Raw genomic sequence first — 16,232 nt, 5'->3', positions numbered from 1 at the left:
GTTAATCCTTGTTGTATATTTTGAACGCAAGTGTCTGATCGTTAATTAAAACAATAATTTTTTCGGCATCAGCATTAGCCACGCGAATTTCAATCAGGCTCTGTGACGAGCCGTATTGTTGAAACTCAGCACCGATCACCAACCAACACGGTGTGGTCACCGTGTCAGGCAAATGCAGGCTGCGCTGCATGCCCGGCGCGATAATGTCGTTAAACAAAGGCGCGTTAGCGTCCGATTGCAGCTGGCAAGTTGCGCCACTAAATACGCCATCGGGTATGAAACCAGGCTGCGCGCGTTGCCAGACGCACACTCTGGTGGGTTGTGCGATGCCGCCTGGCGACAGGTTGCTGTTCAACGCAGCCGTAAGAGAAAGCGCGGGTGGTTGCGGCACGGCGTGATCCGGTGCGGAATCTGCGGCAAACAGGCTACAACCTGAGAGCAGCAGCGCTCCGATGACGAGACATCCTGGTAAATGCATCCTTGCTCCTGAGGCGTTAAACGTTGATGAAATACTTCATCTGGCTCGGCACGGTCTGTGTCGTCACCATGTTGTTATTGTTGGTCATGCTCATATCGCCCAATCGCGTCGCGGGCATGCCTTGAATAAAGTACTTCGACGATCCCTGTATCGGTAGCATTTGCGCCGAGTGGGTTCCGGAAACCACACCTACCTCGTTGCCTGCGTCGATGGTAGTCGTGCGGATCGTCGCCATGTTTTGCTCATTACTGCCGCAGCAAAAGTAGTTAGGCACATTGGGAATGCCCATCATGTTTGGCGCGGTATTTGGGCCGGGAGAAGGGATCATGGGATCGGCTCCGACAAAACTCATTCCACCCAGATTATTATTTGCTGCAGTCATATCTCACCCCACATGCACCTGTCCGCCATCGATTTTCAACACCGTTCTGCCATTTAACGATGTCAGCTCGCCGTCAATGCGATAGCTGGTTTTGGCGGTGTGGCTGATATGGCCGGCTTCGATCGACTCGATCTCGCTGACCAGACGTTCGGAGGATTTACAGCGAACCTGCACTTTTTCCGCAATCTGATTCAGCCGCTCGGCGATCCAGTTACCCGTACGGCTGATGAGCGACAGCGCCGGCGCTTCCAGCGTCATTGTCTGTTGAGCACGCAGCGTTAACGTTGAGGCATCGATATGCAGGGAATCGTGAGCGGTCTGGATCGCCAATGCGCGCCCCGGATCAGCGCACAACAACAGATCCAGTACCCAATACGCATTCCCATCAGCAATGACGCGAACCCGATCGCCTGCTGCTGGCTGTACCAGGCAGCTCACCGCAATATGCAGGCTAACGGTGGGCTCTTCAGCAACGTATAAGTGCCCATCAGGCGTGGCAGCCAGTGTGACTAGCCGGGTTTCGCCCTGCGGCAGAGCACAACTGACCGGGGTGAGTTGCAAGAGATTAGACATATTTGCTGGTTCCTTTGATGGCTAATGAGGTGTGCAGGTGATCGGGTCCCGGACGACATGTTTGATGCCAATCGGCGATGGCCTTCAGCGCAGGCTCGTTCTCCACGCTCGCAGCGGGCGTTGCACCAAACCGGCGAGCATCAGTGAACAGGGTATTGTCGGGTAAACCGCTGAGGTGAGCCGCGCGCAAATCGCTGTAGGAGAAATCGCTACTTTCACCCACGCAGTGATGAAATTCAGACTGCTGCAACCCGCAGTGAGACCAGCGGCTGGCGTCCAGGGAGCAGGCGCTAAGCTGTAGTTTTTCACCCTGAATCGCCTCGGCGTAAAAATCCGCCAGGCAACACTGGCTGAACTGGGATTCCACAAGTACCGTGTGACGAAAATGGGAGGCAGCGAAATTGCATGCATCAAATTGGTTACGGTGAAAACTTCCGCCTACTAATGTCAGCTCATTAAGTTGGCACTGCAGCCACTGGCACTGATACCACGTCTGGCCGGGGCCATGTCGATGGCCCAGCACAACATGATTGAACTGGCATTCGCTGGCTACTTGTCTTTGTATTTCAATATCTCGCCAGCAACCATTTTGAAATTCACACTGGCATATATTCCAGTCATGCGCGCTGCCATGCAGTAATTGCAACTGCGTGATGGGAATCTGGATGAGATTCCAGTGCTCGCTTAGGCAGGTGTTGAGGATAATTGACTGCCACTGTCCTCCCTGGAATGTCATTGCCTTACTGTGAAGATAATGAAACTCGCATTGCCGCCATACCGACTGCTGGCTGGTGCAGCGTTGGCAACGGCCTGCATGCCAATGGCAATCCACCAGTTCACATTGAGTAAAATGACAATCGTTGAGTTCACAGCCCGCAAAATTCACCGACTGAAACCGGCAGCGTTCAAATTTCAATCCTGACCAGTTCGCCTGCTGCAACGTGATTGAGCCGAAATGGCAATTGATAAACTCGCAGTCCTGTAGGTTTTGCAGCGCGGCACTTTCGGTAAATGCCGTGTCTCGGAAGACCTTTCGTGGCATGGGTATCGCGGCGGTGAGTGCGGCAGCTGGATGAATTTTGCTCATCATGCCACCTCTCTTTGACAAGTATCGCGGCGCGGCAACCAGCAAACATCCTGCAACAAGCACGCTGCAAATGCGGTCTGAGCATCACGTTCAACGCGCGCAAGATTAGCACCGCTCAGATTACAGTGATGAAAGGTTGTGCCATTGAGTGCTGCGCCGTACAGGCACGCTTGCTGCAGGCTGCTCATCTGCCACTGGCTCTCATTTAACTGCGCCTGTTGCAGCTGAACGCCGGTTAAATCGCAGCGCACAAACACGGTGCCATTCAACTGGCTGCGTTCGAAGGAGCTCTCCTCAATGGCGCAGGCCGTGAACTGGGTGAAACGTAAATTTGATTGAGCCAGACCCACCTTTTTCCATTGGCACCGATCGAGGATTGCCGATGAAAAATCACAGCGCTGACCAAAGGTGACACTGTTGAAGGTGGAGTGTGAAAAATGACTGCCGACGAAAGAGGACGCCAGCGCAGAGCTTTTTTCCATCACCAGGTGGGTGGCTTGCAACTGCTCAAGCGTAGATTTAACGAACATCGCCTGCTGAATGATCACGTCTTCAAAGCGGCTGTGCATCAGCGCTGATTGATGTAATGTCACGGCGCTAAGCGCGTCCTGAGAAAAATGCGCATCACACAGCCGGCAATCGTCAAAGGTCAACGCCTCCCACTTACCTTTATGTGAATGCCAATGGTCCAGCTGACAGGCTTTGAACCGCAGGTTGTGGCCCGAAACGTTCGTCAGCTGCAGGTTTTTCTGCTGGCAATCATAAAAGTGGCACTGCGAGAAGCGACTGTCGTGAATAGTCAGGTTTTGCCAGCGACAGGACTCAAACGTGCAGTTTTCAAACTGCATATGCTGCCACGTCCCTGCGGAAAACCGGCAGTTGACGAACTGACAGTTACTGAAAGTTCGCCCCGCAAGATTGCCAATCACTGGCTGGCTTAGGCGCTTACCCGTCACGATATCTGCAGCGTCAAGATCGACTAGCGGTTCCGGCGGAAACAGCGTTGCGAGTTTCTTCACGTCGAAAATCGCCGGCTCAGGCGCCGTGGTTTTTTCGCTGTCGATAAGCGCCCGCAGCTGAACATAGTGCTGCTGGGTTACAGCAGGATCACAAGGAAAGGCATGGCCGTGCTTTTCATCATCGGGAATGAAGGCGTCTAAGGCACCCTTTTCTGGCATGAGATCAGGGTCATACATAAATTCGAAAGGTGATGCGCTGGCGGCACAACGACGTTCCATCACCTGTAAAAAATGGGCATCGGGACGTAAAGCCGCACGATCCTCAAGGCCGACCAGCAGCGCAGTAATGCTGTTATCCAGCATATGGGTCACCGCAACCGAACCGGTGAATACCAAAAGGATGACGTTTTGATCGGGCAGTAACCATATCGTTTTCAACGGCATATCTACTGCAGCCGGTTGCGACTTGTCACGCTGTATCCACGCGCGCGCCTCGACATTTGGCAGGGTAAAGCTCAGGTGGCTATCTTCGTCACTGAAGCCATGAAGTACACCAGTAGCCTGCGCTGGCCAGGCTGGCGTGGCGAGTTGCTGCGCAGCGGACGCGAGCTGGTAGTAGCGCGTGTCAAAGGAGGCTGGCATGCCGGGGAAAATATTTTCGCGGTAATCCTCATCCTGCATGGCGGTGTGAATCGCCTTGATCCAGCGATTTCTCAGCGGGAAATCAGCGGGTATCGGACCCGGTGCGACCATTAAATCTTCATCATGATCTGCCATGAACAACGTGGGCTGACGGCTTCCCCAGGGATTCGCAGACGTATTTGCGGCCACGGAGTGATTTAATGGCATTTTATTGAAGGCAACGAACTCACCGTTATCGTCCCTTGCCGCTTTCAGGTGCCAGCGTCGGGTTATCTGATTAAGCGTTACTGCAGCCTCAGCCGTTTGCACTGGGTGAGGGCGATGAACGTGCCCCGCCAGCAGAAATTCGGCAAAAGGTTTGGGTGTTGCATCATCCAGATAAGGGAACTGATGTGGCGCCTGCTGCCAGGCCTGCCAGATTTGGGATTCAGTCGTGAACTGTGGCTTGCGCTGTAGCCAACATCCGGCCACCACACTGAAACCCAAATAACTCTGGCGACCAAGTTGATAGCCACTTTTAATCACCGCGAGTTGTTGAGGTTTGATAATGCGCATCTGGCTTCCTTAGTTTTTGCTCTGCATGCCGGCGGTTTTAAGGTCAACACCCACTTGCGAATAGGCTGCGCTGGTATTGCTGATTGATAATCCGGTTGTGCTATTACTGGATCCAACCATTGAGGTGGAGACCCCCGTTGTCGAAGTCGACACGCCGGTGGTTGAGGTGGCAACCCCGGTGAAGCTGGTATCGACGCCCGTAAAACCGGTACTGACGCCAGTGAAACTGGTACCGATCCCGGTAAAGCTGGTACTGACGCCGGTCATACCCGTGCTGACGCCGGTCATGCTGGTGCTCACCCCCGTCATACTGGTGCTTATTCCTGTCATGCCGGTGCTGATACCCACCATGCTGGTGGAGATACCGGTTCGTGAGGTCGAGATCCCGGTAGTTGAATGACTGATGCCGGTGACGGAACTGCTCTTCGCGGTAAAGGTCGTGCTGGTTCCTTTGGTCGCGGTTTCGTCTTCTGTGGAGGTGACGCTGGTTTTAGTACTGGTGAAACTGGTATCTGTTTCCATTACCTGGGTTTTAGTGGTGCTGAAGTAGTTATCGCGGTTAACGATGTGATCCTGGTAATCTTCAATTTTGGTGCGATTGATGCGTTCATAGGCATCATTTCCCACATCACGGATGTCATTTCGTCCCGAAGATGTCTGCATATCCCGCTCGGCGTGCAGCATCAGGCGTTCATTGCCGCGTTTATCGTCAAAGGTGATCTGGCTGGCATGCTGAGGCTGACCCTGTTTAAGCGAGCGCGACACCAGCCCGGTGTAGTTAATCTGTTCTGGCAAGCGATACGGCGGCGGGTTGTCGCCGTTATAAACGATGCCGCTAACCAGCGGGCGATCGAGATCGCCATCGATATAACTCACCAGCACTTCCTGCCCAACACGCGGCATGGCAATCACACCCCAGCCTTTGCCCGCCCAGGCCTGCACCACACGGATCCAGCATGAGCTATCTTCTTCGCTGGTTTTATAGCGATCCCAATGAAAGTGAACGCGAATACGCCCATAACTGTCGGTATGCACTTCGCTCTCTGGCGCGCCGACTACGGTGGCACTTTGGATACCGGGAAGCTGCGGTTTGGGCGTAATGCGGGCCGGACGCCAGGTCACATCATCGTTAATAGCGGTAAAACGACAGGTAACGTTACGTCCCTGCGCGCTGCTATCTGGACCATCCTGGATATAGCGGTAGGCGCAGCTGATGAGTTTGAATCTGCGGTTGCGGTTTTGATCGGGATGCAAGCTGAGACTAAAAGCATGACCGACTTTCAAGCCGGTAGCATTGCTTTCGCCACTGAGCATTTGCCCTTGAGCGCTGAACTGCTGCAAACGCAGGCGCGCGATAGTTTCTCCGCGCGTTCGGTCGCTGTAGCCGCTGGCATAGTCGTACCACTCAAGCGGCATATCAGGCAGGCTTTCGCTACTGTTTGTCGCGTGGGTTTGCAGGTTATTACGCGGGTTAAGATAATCATAATCGCGCAATACCACGTCGCTTGAGTGCACCTGGCGCGCCCGCTGAATACGTTGTATCCCTTCGCGGATGGCACGTTGCTCTTCACCATCAGGGCTATAAAGCAGTTGATCGTAGGTGAGCGACAGCGGCTGGAAGGTCTGATTATCAGTAATCACCAGGGTGTGCTGCTCATCTTCCTGCGCGAAAAACCAGATGATGCCTTCATCTTCCATTAACCGGCTGATGAAATTGAAATCGCTTTCGGCGAATTGAACGCAGTATTCGCGACCTGGGTAGCTTTCACTGAGATCGAGGCGGTAACGAGCTACGCCGTAGCGCGCAAATACCTCCTCAATGATGGTCGGCACATTTTTGTTCTGAAAGATTTTACAGTTGCGGTTCTGCTGTAAAAACCACAGCCAACAGCTCAGCGTCAGACGATAGACCGATTTCGTTCCCAGTTGCCCGGCATCTTCCCCACCAACGATATAGAGATGGAAGGGGCGAGGAAGATCCTGTTTTTGCTCAATTAATACCGTGAGCTGTTTACCTAACAGCTCGCTATAGTCCAGATCGGGCTCTGCAGAGGCGATCTCCAGTTGGAAAAGCGGAGTGCGTGATAGCTCTTCCTGCGTCTGAAAACTTAAGGGAAAAGCGCGATGTGCAGGCAATTCCTCACTGACTAATTGAATTAAAGGCATGTTTAGTTCCCTATGAGTGAATGTCATTCAACGCTGAGAAAAGCGCACCATCCTCAATCTGACGCAGCGCCTTCTTTCTGCCGCTAACGCGATCGATTCCATCTGTCAGGTTGGGGATTGCCAGACGCGTTGCGAGACCACGCCGTGACGCGGCTTAAGCCAACTGTTACTTCCCAATCTTGTGGGAAATGCCTGGGCCAGCTCAGGAGAGGAAAGTAGCAATAAATCAATAGTTAACTGCATCTGATGGCGAACAAAGGTCTGACAGACCGACGCCAGCAGTTGCAATTTCTTCTCTCCGCGCTGCCAGGATTGATAATCCGGAAATCCGAGCGGGCCGATCTCGATGTGCAGGCTATGTTGTGCGTCAAAAATGCGGCTGCCCAGCCGCGTGGCACCAAGATGTCCCATCTTGTGCTGCGCACGCTTTTCCTGCGGTTTTATCCACTCTCCCTTCGTGGTATCCAGGCGGCAGGGAATGGAAAAAAAATGACTCAGCATCTGCTGTAAATCGCGTAAAGAAGCGCGTCCCGCCAGCCAGGCAGCAGGCCAGACCTGCCGCAGTTGCGTTTGCAGCAGCGGATAACCGCGCACGGGAGGAATCCCGGCTATCTGACCAAGGCGAGCCAGGAAACGGTTGTCATCACCCGGGCGATCGTGACTCACCATCGGTTGCAATTGGCTCCAGCTGCGATACCAGAAAATGGCCTGGCGTTGGCTGAGCAGTGAGAGAAAGTCACCAAACGCATTGCTGGAATGATTCAGCTTTTCGGCGCGGGTATGTTCAGTCACGCTGAGAGGCATCGGGCCGTAGGGCGCCAGCAGGCCAAAATGGCGTAACGTAATGGTGATACGCTCACCGGCTGGCAGTACATGCGCCACTTCGCGCGAGGCAAATGCCAGGTCTGCCTTTTGCAAAATTCTGAGCTGCCGATCGCTATTGTCGTTTAGCGTACCGAGCCGGGAAGCAGCGGTATTGCGGCGCTCAATCTCACGTAGCAGCGCAAAGTAATCCATGCTGCTCAAATACGTTAAATCAGCCACCCGATGCCCCCTGTTCCATAAAGCGTTCGCCATCCAACGTGAGAGTGAAGCTGAGCCGCTGATTGAGCTCGCAATAATCTGTCAGGGCATGAAAAACCATATAGGCAAACATAAAGGCGCCCTGGTCGGCATGATCCTGAGGTGCGATGTCGAGGGAAAGTCGGGTGCCGCGCGTCCAGCTCAGCGGACCCGCTCCCTGCCAGCGTTCGAAATGATGGGTAATGGTCGCCCGGCGAATGCTGGAAAGCTGTTTTGTCTGCGCGGCATTTTGCTCATTCACAAACAGGCTCAGCCATTCACGAAGCAATTCGGCGCAGTTTTCAACTTCACTCTCGGCATAATGCAAAGGGTTTACATTGAGCATCTGTAGCGCATGCCAACTTTTAATTTTTGCCGGCGGAGCCTGCGGCGCGCTGGGATGCCGGGTGAGAATGATGCCTTTAATCGGCATTGACCGCTCAAGTTCAACGTGGGGACGTTGAAGATGTTCAGGCCGCAAATGTCGCTCGCAGACCAAAGCTTCAACAGCGAAAGCCTTTATCTCCTGGGGCTCAAGCTGAGCAGGGCCGGTGGAAAAGGACAAAAAGAGTTGCTCAAGCGGCAGGCGATGGTGACTGGCTTGCGTGGTACGTGGATCGCTACGACGCCGTAATGACCAACGTGCCGGTGCGTCAGTGACGGTTTCGTAATGCGCATCGCCGGTCAGTGCAGAAAAGGGGCGTTTTTCGCCATCCTGCAAAATAGCTTTCACCTCCGTCAGGCTGTGAATACAAAAATGACGGGCGTTTAATCGATCGACGATCAGCGGGTATTCCGTGTGCTGCTGATTAATCAGCACCGGGCTGCATACTCGGGGAAAAAGGTTTATGGCCGGTGTGGCAAACAGATGAAAGTGACGGGCATGAATACTCTCTGCCAGTGCAAAGCTGGATTTGTTAAACAGGAAAAAGAGATCAAACGTATGGCTGTGCGTCCCGCGTGCTAAAAAGTCATGCAGACCGGTTACCAAAAGCGTAGAGAAACGTCCCGGCGCGGCAAAATATTCACGTAACAGACGACAGCCCGGTAATTCGCCAATCGCCTGCGGTAATAGCGACTCCTCCGGCGTTAATCCGGCAAGAGAGATAGCGTCAGCATCGAGAATATTGTATATCGGCCCCTCCGGCTGGTGGGCGTGCAGTACTATACGCAGCGTGTTGGTCAGTAATAACGTTAGAAGTTGGTTGAGCAGAACAATTTCACAGCTCATCGTTAGACGAAGCGGCGAAAAACTCAGCTCGCACAGCGGGATAATCCCGCGCGTGCTTATGGTGAGGTGCAAATAGCTCTGCGAATCCTGAAATTGCTGGCGTACGTTTTCCGGCAGTTCAAGCGGTGGATGCACCTTGAGTTCAGCTCGCTCGATTTCAACCGGTTGAACATGTACGTCATTGCCGGTAACGAAAACAGCAGGGCGCTCTTTGAGTGAAGGATCATTCAGCATGACTCTGCTGCCCTTCGGTAAACAGGTTCTGGCGCTCCACTGCGGGTGTGTGAGATCGGGTTGTAGCGCCACCGTCATCATCGATGGCACCGGCGTTTGCCAGTTCGGTGCTAAATGAGTCAGCATATTTAACGCGAATTCTGCCTGCTCGTTATTGAGGCGCTCATGAACCCGACTCGCAAGAAAAGCAGTGCCTTCCAGTAATCGTTCTACGAAGGGATCCTGTACGCCATTACGATGTATACCCAATTGGCTGGCAACTTGCGGATGTTGTTTTGCAAAAGCATCACCCGCTTCACGGAGATAGCGTAATTCTTCGTTATAGAGCGTGAGGAAATCGGGTGTCATGGCAATATCTCTATTAAATTATGCTGACTGCGCCACAGGAATAATCCAGCGCGATGCGTAAACTAATGGGCGCCTGAAGTTCGGGAATAACGCTCCAGCCGTTAATATCAAATAACAGTGCTAAAACTAATGCCTGCCTTTTTTCTACCACCGGCGTCACTTTAATAGAGCGCGGGTCGATGCGCGGTTCAAACAGCACAATAATTGAATGAATGTGATGCGCAATGGTTAATGCATCAGCATTGACCGGTAACTGTCGGCTTAATGAGGGTAAGCCAAAGTTTAAAACTGAGTTTTTACACCATGGATAGTTATCTAAATGTAATTGTCCACTGCGTGCCGCATCATTTAGCAATAACTCTACATCGCGAACTAATGCGCCTCGCCAGAAAGAACGGCTCGTTTTACTACTTAACTTATCAAATAAAAAGGGTTGTGAAACTTTCATATGATGCTCGTTAAGGAAATAGCTACCCATAGCTACTGAGTAGCCATTGTATTATTAAGCGATATGATTACACTCTGGCGTTTCTTTTCAGATCGTAGCCTGTTTTAATTGCTGCACCCATTGAGCCATCATTATTTTGCTCTCTATATTCGACTTCAATACGGGCAAAGTTCAATTTAATGACATCCGTAGGCAGCACCGTTTCAGAGGCTTCGATCCCCATATTATTCAGCGGCATATTACCCACCGTTTGGAAACGAGACACTAAGCAATTGCTGAAGGTAATGGTCAGGAAGTCTTTTTGACCTTGTCCTGATTTGCGGCACACCAGCGTAGCCTGGGTAATATGCTCACCCATTGCGCACATTAAAAATAATTTCGGCGAGGCTTTATTGGTGCGCATACGAAATTCGAAATCTTTCATTTCGACTTTGCCCGATCCGCCACCGCTACCTGCTGAGAAATGCCCCGCATTTTCCTCTGCCCACTGCCACGCATCTAACTGAATCCATCCCGGATAATTCTGGTCAGGGGATTCTCCATCTACTCCATCGATTTTTAAGAAATAGTCAACTAATGCCGCCATATTTCATACTCCTTGAGTGAGGATGCGACTACTGTCGCAGGGTGTTTTAAACGCCATATTTACAAAGGTCAATTACAGTGCAAAATCGTGGCGCTGTTTATTCTCCACCTTTTTTTGCGGATGGAAGTTTAGAAACTAAGCGAAGCGAAACTGTCATTCCCTCTAGCTGATAGTGAGGGCGTAAATAAAAATGGGCGCGGTAATAACCGGGATCATCAGCCACCTCTTCAACATTCACTTCGGCGGCAGCTAACGGACGTCGTGCTTTGGTAGCCTCCGTTGATACCGAAGGATCGCCGTCGACATAGTTCATTAGCCAGTCATTTAACCAAACCTGCATATCATTACGAGAGCGGAATGAACCAATTTTGTCGCGTACAATGCATTTTAAATAATGCGCAAAACGACAGGTGGCAAAAATATAAGGCAAGCGTGCGGATAGACGGGCATTAGCCGTAGCATCAGGATCTTCATAGAGCTTGGGTGTGTGCAGCGTGCACGACCCAATAAAGGCGGCGAAGTCAGAATGCTTGCGATAAACCAGCGGTAAAAAACCTGCATCTGACAACTCTTGCTCTCGTCTGTCAGATATAGCGACCTCGGTTGGACAGGTTATTTCATAACCGCCTTCCTCAGAAGGAAATGCATAGGCTGGCAATTCTTCAACCGAACCACCGGACTCAATGCCGCGAATACGTGAGCACCAGCCATATTCATGGAATGCGCGGTTAATATTAACACCCATGGCATAAGCTGAGTTCGCCCAGACAAAATCATTATCATTGAGCGGATTGACCTCTTCTTCAAAGGCAAACTCATCGACTGGCGCAGTTTTGGCGCCATAGGGGAGACGAGCCATAAAGCGCGGCATCGTCATTACCAGATAGCGAGCATCATTACTTTCCCGCAGTCTGCGCCAGGACGCATATTCGGGCGTACTAAAGATCTTGCCGATATCACGTGGATTGCCAAGCTCAGACCAGCTCTTCATCTGCAGTAGAGCAGGTGAGGCGGAGGCAATAAACGGGCAGTGGGCAGCAGCGGATATCCGGGATATTTCAGTCAACAGCATGACGCTCGTTGGACTGTGATCGAACTGGTAATCGCCAATCAGACAGCCAAAAGGTTCACCGCCAAACTGGCCATATTCAGTTTCATATATTTGTTTGAATATGGGGCTTTGATCCCACGCACTTCCACGGAAACGCCGCAGGCTATTCATTAATTCGCTTTGTGTAATGTTCAGGACGCGGATTTTTAACGTTTCATTGACGTTAGTATTATCAACCAGATAACTCAGGCCGCGCCAGGAAGCTTCCAGGTCCTGAAATTTCTTGTTGTGAATAACAGCATTGAGTTGAGAAGATAATTTCTCATCTATTTCCGTAATCAACGATTGGATAGTAAATAATACATCCTGATTCACTTTCACCTGGCTACTATTGATTTGACTTGCCAGTGTGCCAATCGCCTGGCGAACCGCGCTCGACGCTTCCTGCGTCATGGGACGAAACCCTTTTTTGAGCAACCGACCTAATTCGTCATTTTCGCCCAGCATGGGTTGATTAGCATATTCCGTCGTGTGGGCATTCGTGTGTTGTTGCGTCAGTGGCATGCTCAAACCTCCTTATTCTCTGATGCGCTATCTTCATTGAAAGACTGCACGGCTTGTTTTGCGTCATTGACCAGTCGCTGCAGAAAATCAGGTTGTTCAAGTAGATTTTTGACCACTTCTTCAGCGCTACTTTTTCCATCCATATAGGTGATGAGCTGCGTCAAATGTTCACGTGCTTCCAGCAGTGCGGCCATTTGTGGAATGCGTCGTGCGATTTGCGCTGGGGAAAAGTCATCCATTGACTCAAATTCCAGATCCACATCAAGGAGTTCGTCACCGTCAGTCAGCGTATTTTTGACGTAGTATTGCAGGTGAGGGCGGATAGCCCGCATCCGGTCATTAAAGTTATCCTGATCGAATGTTAGAAATTTACGTTCTTCCACGGGAAGCAACGCTTTTTTTCGATCGCCAGAAAGATCGGACATCACGCCTGTCACAAAAGGTAATTCAATTTTCTTATGTGAACCATATAGCTCAACGTCATATTCAATCTGTACGCGCGGAGCATTATTCTTCCCAATAAACTTTTGCGAGCTTGAATCTTTGGCCATGAGATTCTCCTGAGTAAGAGGTTAAGACTTTCCTGCAAATTGCTGTAACGTACTAAGCGCATCGGGTAGCATTTCTTCGACAATCGCCATGAAATCCATGCCAATCATTTTCTTTGAACGTCGAATAAAAACGGGCGCGGGATGACTGGGTTCATACTGTTCAAAATAGGTCAGGATATGATCGAGCATAATAATTACCTCGCGCCTATTTTGCGGGATATCTGGTCTCTGTTGTTCTGATGCTGGTAAGTAAGGCTCTACATGTGTATTAAGCTCTTCATCACTGTTAGAGGCTGGATTAGCCGACAATCCAGACAAGTTTTTCTGTGCAGAGAGTAAATAGCTGCTCAGATTTGTGGCATTAAACTGATAGCCATCAGACGAAAAATTGACGTTTTCACTGATGTAATTCAGCATTCGCTGACAATCAATCAACTGACTATGCAGTGCTGGAATATGTTGTTCCCTGTACCACCGGTCGGCCGTCTCAACAGCAGAAATAATTTCCGGGTAGGGTAAGGAAGATCGATCCTCATTTGACTCTCGAACCTGGCAACGTTCGAGGCTCAAGGTCATTCCAGGTGTAAGCTGAGCATTTTTAAATAACGTAAAACATTGATTTCCCGCGAGCCAAATTAGCCCGGTTGCGGCATCTCTTCTAACCTCACTATCGGCAGGCAATTGTTCTAACGCTTGTTCTAAAATCTGTAGCGTTATCCACAACGCAGAAATTCCCTGCAGCATTAATTTTGCACGAAGTTGCCAGAGCAGAACCCGCCAGTTAAATCCCTTTTCAAGTAATTTCTCGCACTGATCATTGATAAGAGACCATGAAATAATATCTGACGAAATCTCCTCTAATGGATCGTTATTGGAATCCAGCCGTGATATAGCGAAATCTATTTCACTGTAGAGCGGGTCAAACTCAAGATCAGAATAGAGAAAAAAGTTAGAGCTCATACGGTTGTTACCTATTAAGCGAAAACATTAAATGAACCTCTATTCGAACAATTTAAATCTAAGGCAAATAAAATAGCTAAATGATTGTGAATATTAATAAGTTTCAAACGATAGATATTACCTATTGAAATCAGGAATCATGATCGAATAAACCTATTAGTCGATTTTACCAATCAAGAAATTTCTTACGGATAAGGTTATTATCTGGGATTTTATTTCATGGAGAGGAAATATAGCGGGCCATCATTTCTTTTAACGTTAATTAAATTAGCAGTAAAAAATACCTTTACCAGACATTTCCGGGAAGTTTAATTTCCATTGTTACTTCTTATTATTCAACGAGTTATTTAGAGTTCGTTTTTTATTTTACTCGTGTTAATGAAATGTTGTTTTTTTGAATGATAAAAGTGAGTGAATAATCTATTATTTGAAGTCGATTTTATTACTTTAATCTATTATTTTTTTCTGCCTGCAAGCATTAGATAACTCTCTGTATATTTGCTTTAATTTGAGCGGGTAAATGATCAAAATAACTTATCATTTCTTTAGCGAATTGATGCTTTATTGTACGCTGAGTCAACTGCTTACTCTGATAATAAAGAAGGTTTACTATTTTGAAGCGGTATTATTAGTCTGTCAGTAATCTAGCGGTATGGGAAAAGCGAGAGGTTTTCAGGCAGGAATTTTTAATTAAATGCCGATGTGCTGTAGCCAATCTGCTTACATTGCGTCGCGGCGCAATTTATCACGCAATAAAGTGTGCCGCTATGATGCCTGCGTTTTGTAATGTCAGTTTCATCTCTCAACTGACAAGCATCAGTGAGCGATGCAGCCAATAAAAAAGCCGATAACCGTTGCCAGTTATCGGCTTTATCACATCGCGCAGGATTAGGCGTTCAGCAACTGATTCGCGGTTTTCTCAACCAAGGCCAGCAGGACTTTGACATCTTCCAGCGTTACGGTTGGGTTCAGCAGCGTCAACTTCAGGCAGGTTACGCCTTGATTCTCGGTCACGCCGACGTTAGCGCGGCCTGAATCCAGCAGCGCATCGCCGATTCGTTGGTTGAACAGCGCAATCTGTGCTACGTCGGACAGCTGCTCTGGACGGTAGCGGAACAGTACGCTGGCCAGCTGTGGCTGCATTACCAGCTCCAGACGCGGTTCAGAGGCGACAAACTTCGCCACTTCCTGCGCCAGAGTCACGCCGTGATCGATGATCGCCGCATACTGTTTCTGACCCAGCGCTTCGAGGCCCATCCACAGTTTCAGCGCATCAAAGCGACGCGTTGTTTGCAGAGACTTGGAGACCAGGTTTGGCACGCCTGCCTCTTCATCAAACTCAGAGTTCAGGTAAGCCGCCTGATAGCGCATCAGCTCGTAATGACGCTCATCTTTCAGCAGGAATGCACCACAGCTAATGGTCTGGAAATACTGTTTGTGGAAGTCCAGCGTAACGGAATCCACAAGTTCCAGGCCATCAAGGTAGTCGCGATACTTCTCGGACAGCAGCAGCGCGCCGCCCCAGGCTGCATCAACGTGTACCCAGATATTGTGCTCTGCCGCGATGCCGGCAATTTCACGCAATGGATCGATAGCGCCCGCATCGGTAGTACCGGCGGTTGCGACGATCGCCAGGATCTGCTCACCGTTGGCCTCGGCCTGTGCCAGTTTGGCTTTCAGGTCTGACACATCCATACGAGCGAATTGGTCAGACTTCACCTGCACCACAGATTGATAGCCGTGACCGAGCAGCGCCATGTTTTTCTGCACTGAGAAGTGCGCATTTTCAGAGCACAGCACTTTGATCTTCCGCAGATCTCCGGTGATACCGTGCTGCTGCACTGAGTGACCCTGGCGCTGATAGAACGCATCACGCGCCAGCATCAGACCCATCAGGTTACTTTGGGTGCCGCCGCTGGTGAAAACACCCGCGTCGCCAGCCGAATAACCCACTTGCGCACGCAACCATTCGATCAGTTTGATCTCAATGATGGTGGCAGAAGGGCTCTGGTCCCACGAATCCATACTCTGGTTGGTGGCATTAATCAGCACTTCTGCTGCCTGGCTCACCACCAGACTAGGGCAGTGCAGGTGTGCCACACATTGTGGGTGATGTACTGAAAGACTGTCTTTCAGGAAATATTCAATCGCACGTTCAATCGCGGCCTGGTTACCCAGGCCGTTTGGATTGAAGTCGAGCGTGATACGCTCGCGCAGTTCGGCAACAGTTTTGCCTTGATACATCTCAGGCTGTTGCAGCCACTGCACAACCGCGGCGCTGCTTTGCGCAATCGCCTGCTGGTACGCCTCAATGCTCTGTGCAGAGGCGGCCAGAATCGGGTTTACTTCAGACAT

General features: G+C 50.4%; 14 protein-coding genes. All 14 read right to left on the bottom strand.

The window, feature by feature from the left end; all coding sequences use genetic code 11:
• Position 1: 1 nt before the first annotated feature.
• Entirely contained in the window at positions 2-478 is a 477-nt protein-coding gene (locus ACIP6T_RS13915; RefSeq protein WP_400457810.1) for a hypothetical protein, read from the bottom strand.
• Positions 479-494: 16 nt separating this feature from the next.
• On the bottom strand, positions 495-860 hold the full coding sequence (locus ACIP6T_RS13910; RefSeq protein ID WP_097097842.1) for a PAAR-like domain-containing protein: 366 nt from the start codon (positions 858-860) through the stop codon (positions 495-497).
• A gap of 3 nt (positions 861-863) precedes the next feature.
• A complete protein-coding gene (locus tag ACIP6T_RS13905; protein WP_400457807.1) occupies positions 864-1,433 on the bottom strand; it encodes a DUF3540 domain-containing protein in 570 nt (189 codons plus the stop codon).
• Positions 1,426-2,523 (bottom strand): pentapeptide repeat-containing protein, encoded by a 1,098-nt coding sequence (locus ACIP6T_RS13900; protein ID WP_400457805.1) that lies wholly within the window; start codon positions 2,521-2,523, stop codon positions 1,426-1,428. The genes ACIP6T_RS13905 and ACIP6T_RS13900 overlap by 8 nt, the downstream gene beginning before the upstream one ends.
• Entirely contained in the window at positions 2,520-4,676 is a 2,157-nt protein-coding gene (locus ACIP6T_RS13895) for a pentapeptide repeat-containing protein (protein WP_400457803.1), read from the bottom strand. Before ACIP6T_RS13895 ends, ACIP6T_RS13900 begins: the two co-directional genes overlap by 4 nt.
• Positions 4,677-4,685: 9 nt before the next feature.
• Positions 4,686-6,842, bottom strand: a complete 2,157-nt coding sequence (locus ACIP6T_RS13890) for a type VI secretion system Vgr family protein (protein ID WP_400457801.1) — start codon at positions 6,840-6,842, stop codon at positions 4,686-4,688.
• Between the two features lie 105 nt (positions 6,843-6,947).
• On the bottom strand, positions 6,948-7,886 hold the full coding sequence (tssG, locus tag ACIP6T_RS13885) for a type VI secretion system baseplate subunit TssG (protein WP_400457798.1): 939 nt from the start codon (positions 7,884-7,886) through the stop codon (positions 6,948-6,950).
• On the bottom strand, positions 7,879-9,717 hold the full coding sequence (gene tssF, locus ACIP6T_RS13880; protein ID WP_400457797.1) for a type VI secretion system baseplate subunit TssF: 1,839 nt from the start codon (positions 9,715-9,717) through the stop codon (positions 7,879-7,881). Before tssF ends, tssG begins: the two co-directional genes overlap by 8 nt.
• A 13-nt stretch (positions 9,718-9,730) precedes the next feature.
• On the bottom strand, positions 9,731-10,165 hold the full coding sequence (locus tag ACIP6T_RS13875) for a GPW/gp25 family protein (RefSeq protein WP_097098332.1): 435 nt from the start codon (positions 10,163-10,165) through the stop codon (positions 9,731-9,733).
• A 67-nt stretch (positions 10,166-10,232) separates the two neighbouring features.
• On the bottom strand, positions 10,233-10,751 hold the full coding sequence (locus ACIP6T_RS13870) for a type VI secretion system tube protein Hcp (protein ID WP_097097850.1): 519 nt from the start codon (positions 10,749-10,751) through the stop codon (positions 10,233-10,235).
• 97 nt (positions 10,752-10,848) lie between these two features.
• On the bottom strand, positions 10,849-12,309 hold the full coding sequence (tssC, locus tag ACIP6T_RS13865) for a type VI secretion system contractile sheath large subunit (RefSeq protein WP_097098333.1): 1,461 nt from the start codon (positions 12,307-12,309) through the stop codon (positions 10,849-10,851).
• A gap of 59 nt (positions 12,310-12,368) precedes the next feature.
• Positions 12,369-12,917: a type VI secretion system contractile sheath small subunit gene (tssB, locus tag ACIP6T_RS13860; protein WP_097097851.1), complete on the bottom strand. Its 549-nt coding sequence runs from the start codon at positions 12,915-12,917 to the stop codon at positions 12,369-12,371.
• Between the two features lie 21 nt (positions 12,918-12,938).
• Complete coding sequence (locus ACIP6T_RS13855; protein WP_400457795.1) at positions 12,939-13,877, bottom strand: ImpA family type VI secretion system protein; 939 nt, start codon at positions 13,875-13,877, stop codon at positions 12,939-12,941.
• Positions 13,878-14,765: 888 nt separating this feature from the next.
• Positions 14,766-16,232 carry a pyridoxal phosphate-dependent decarboxylase family protein gene (locus ACIP6T_RS13850; protein ID WP_400457793.1) on the bottom strand — a complete coding sequence of 489 codons (1,467 nt, stop codon included), beginning with the start codon at positions 16,230-16,232 and terminating at the stop codon, positions 14,766-14,768.

It is taken from the genome of Pantoea sp. NPDC088449, from assembly GCF_044753225.1.
GTDB lineage: Bacteria > Pseudomonadota > Gammaproteobacteria > Enterobacterales > Enterobacteriaceae > Pantoea > Pantoea floridensis.
Note: the sequence above shows the minus strand (reverse complement) of the source record. Positions and strands in the feature narration are given on the sequence as shown.

Coding starts and splice junctions, on each gene's coding strand:
- ACIP6T_RS13915 (WP_400457810.1), bottom strand. CDS start 478: ATGCATTTACCAGGATGTCTCGTCATCGGAGCGCTGCTGCTCTCAGGT.
- ACIP6T_RS13910 (WP_097097842.1), bottom strand. CDS start 860: ATGACTGCAGCAAATAATAATCTGGGTGGAATGAGTTTTGTCGGAGCC.
- ACIP6T_RS13905 (WP_400457807.1), bottom strand. CDS start 1,433: ATGTCTAATCTCTTGCAACTCACCCCGGTCAGTTGTGCTCTGCCGCAG.
- ACIP6T_RS13900 (WP_400457805.1), bottom strand. CDS start 2,523: ATGATGAGCAAAATTCATCCAGCTGCCGCACTCACCGCCGCGATACCC.
- ACIP6T_RS13895 (WP_400457803.1), bottom strand. CDS start 4,676: ATGCGCATTATCAAACCTCAACAACTCGCGGTGATTAAAAGTGGCTAT.
- ACIP6T_RS13890 (WP_400457801.1), bottom strand. CDS start 6,842: ATGCCTTTAATTCAATTAGTCAGTGAGGAATTGCCTGCACATCGCGCT.
- tssF (WP_400457797.1), bottom strand. CDS start 9,717: ATGACACCCGATTTCCTCACGCTCTATAACGAAGAATTACGCTATCTC.
- ACIP6T_RS13875 (WP_097098332.1), bottom strand. CDS start 10,165: ATGAAAGTTTCACAACCCTTTTTATTTGATAAGTTAAGTAGTAAAACG.
- ACIP6T_RS13870 (WP_097097850.1), bottom strand. CDS start 10,751: ATGGCGGCATTAGTTGACTATTTCTTAAAAATCGATGGAGTAGATGGA.
- tssC (WP_097098333.1), bottom strand. CDS start 12,309: ATGCTGGGCGAAAATGACGAATTAGGTCGGTTGCTCAAAAAAGGGTTT.
- tssB (WP_097097851.1), bottom strand. CDS start 12,917: ATGGCCAAAGATTCAAGCTCGCAAAAGTTTATTGGGAAGAATAATGCT.
- ACIP6T_RS13855 (WP_400457795.1), bottom strand. CDS start 13,877: ATGAGCTCTAACTTTTTTCTCTATTCTGATCTTGAGTTTGACCCGCTC.
- ACIP6T_RS13850 (WP_400457793.1), bottom strand. CDS start 16,232: ATGTCTGAAGTAAACCCGATTCTGGCCGCCTCTGCACAGAGCATTGAG.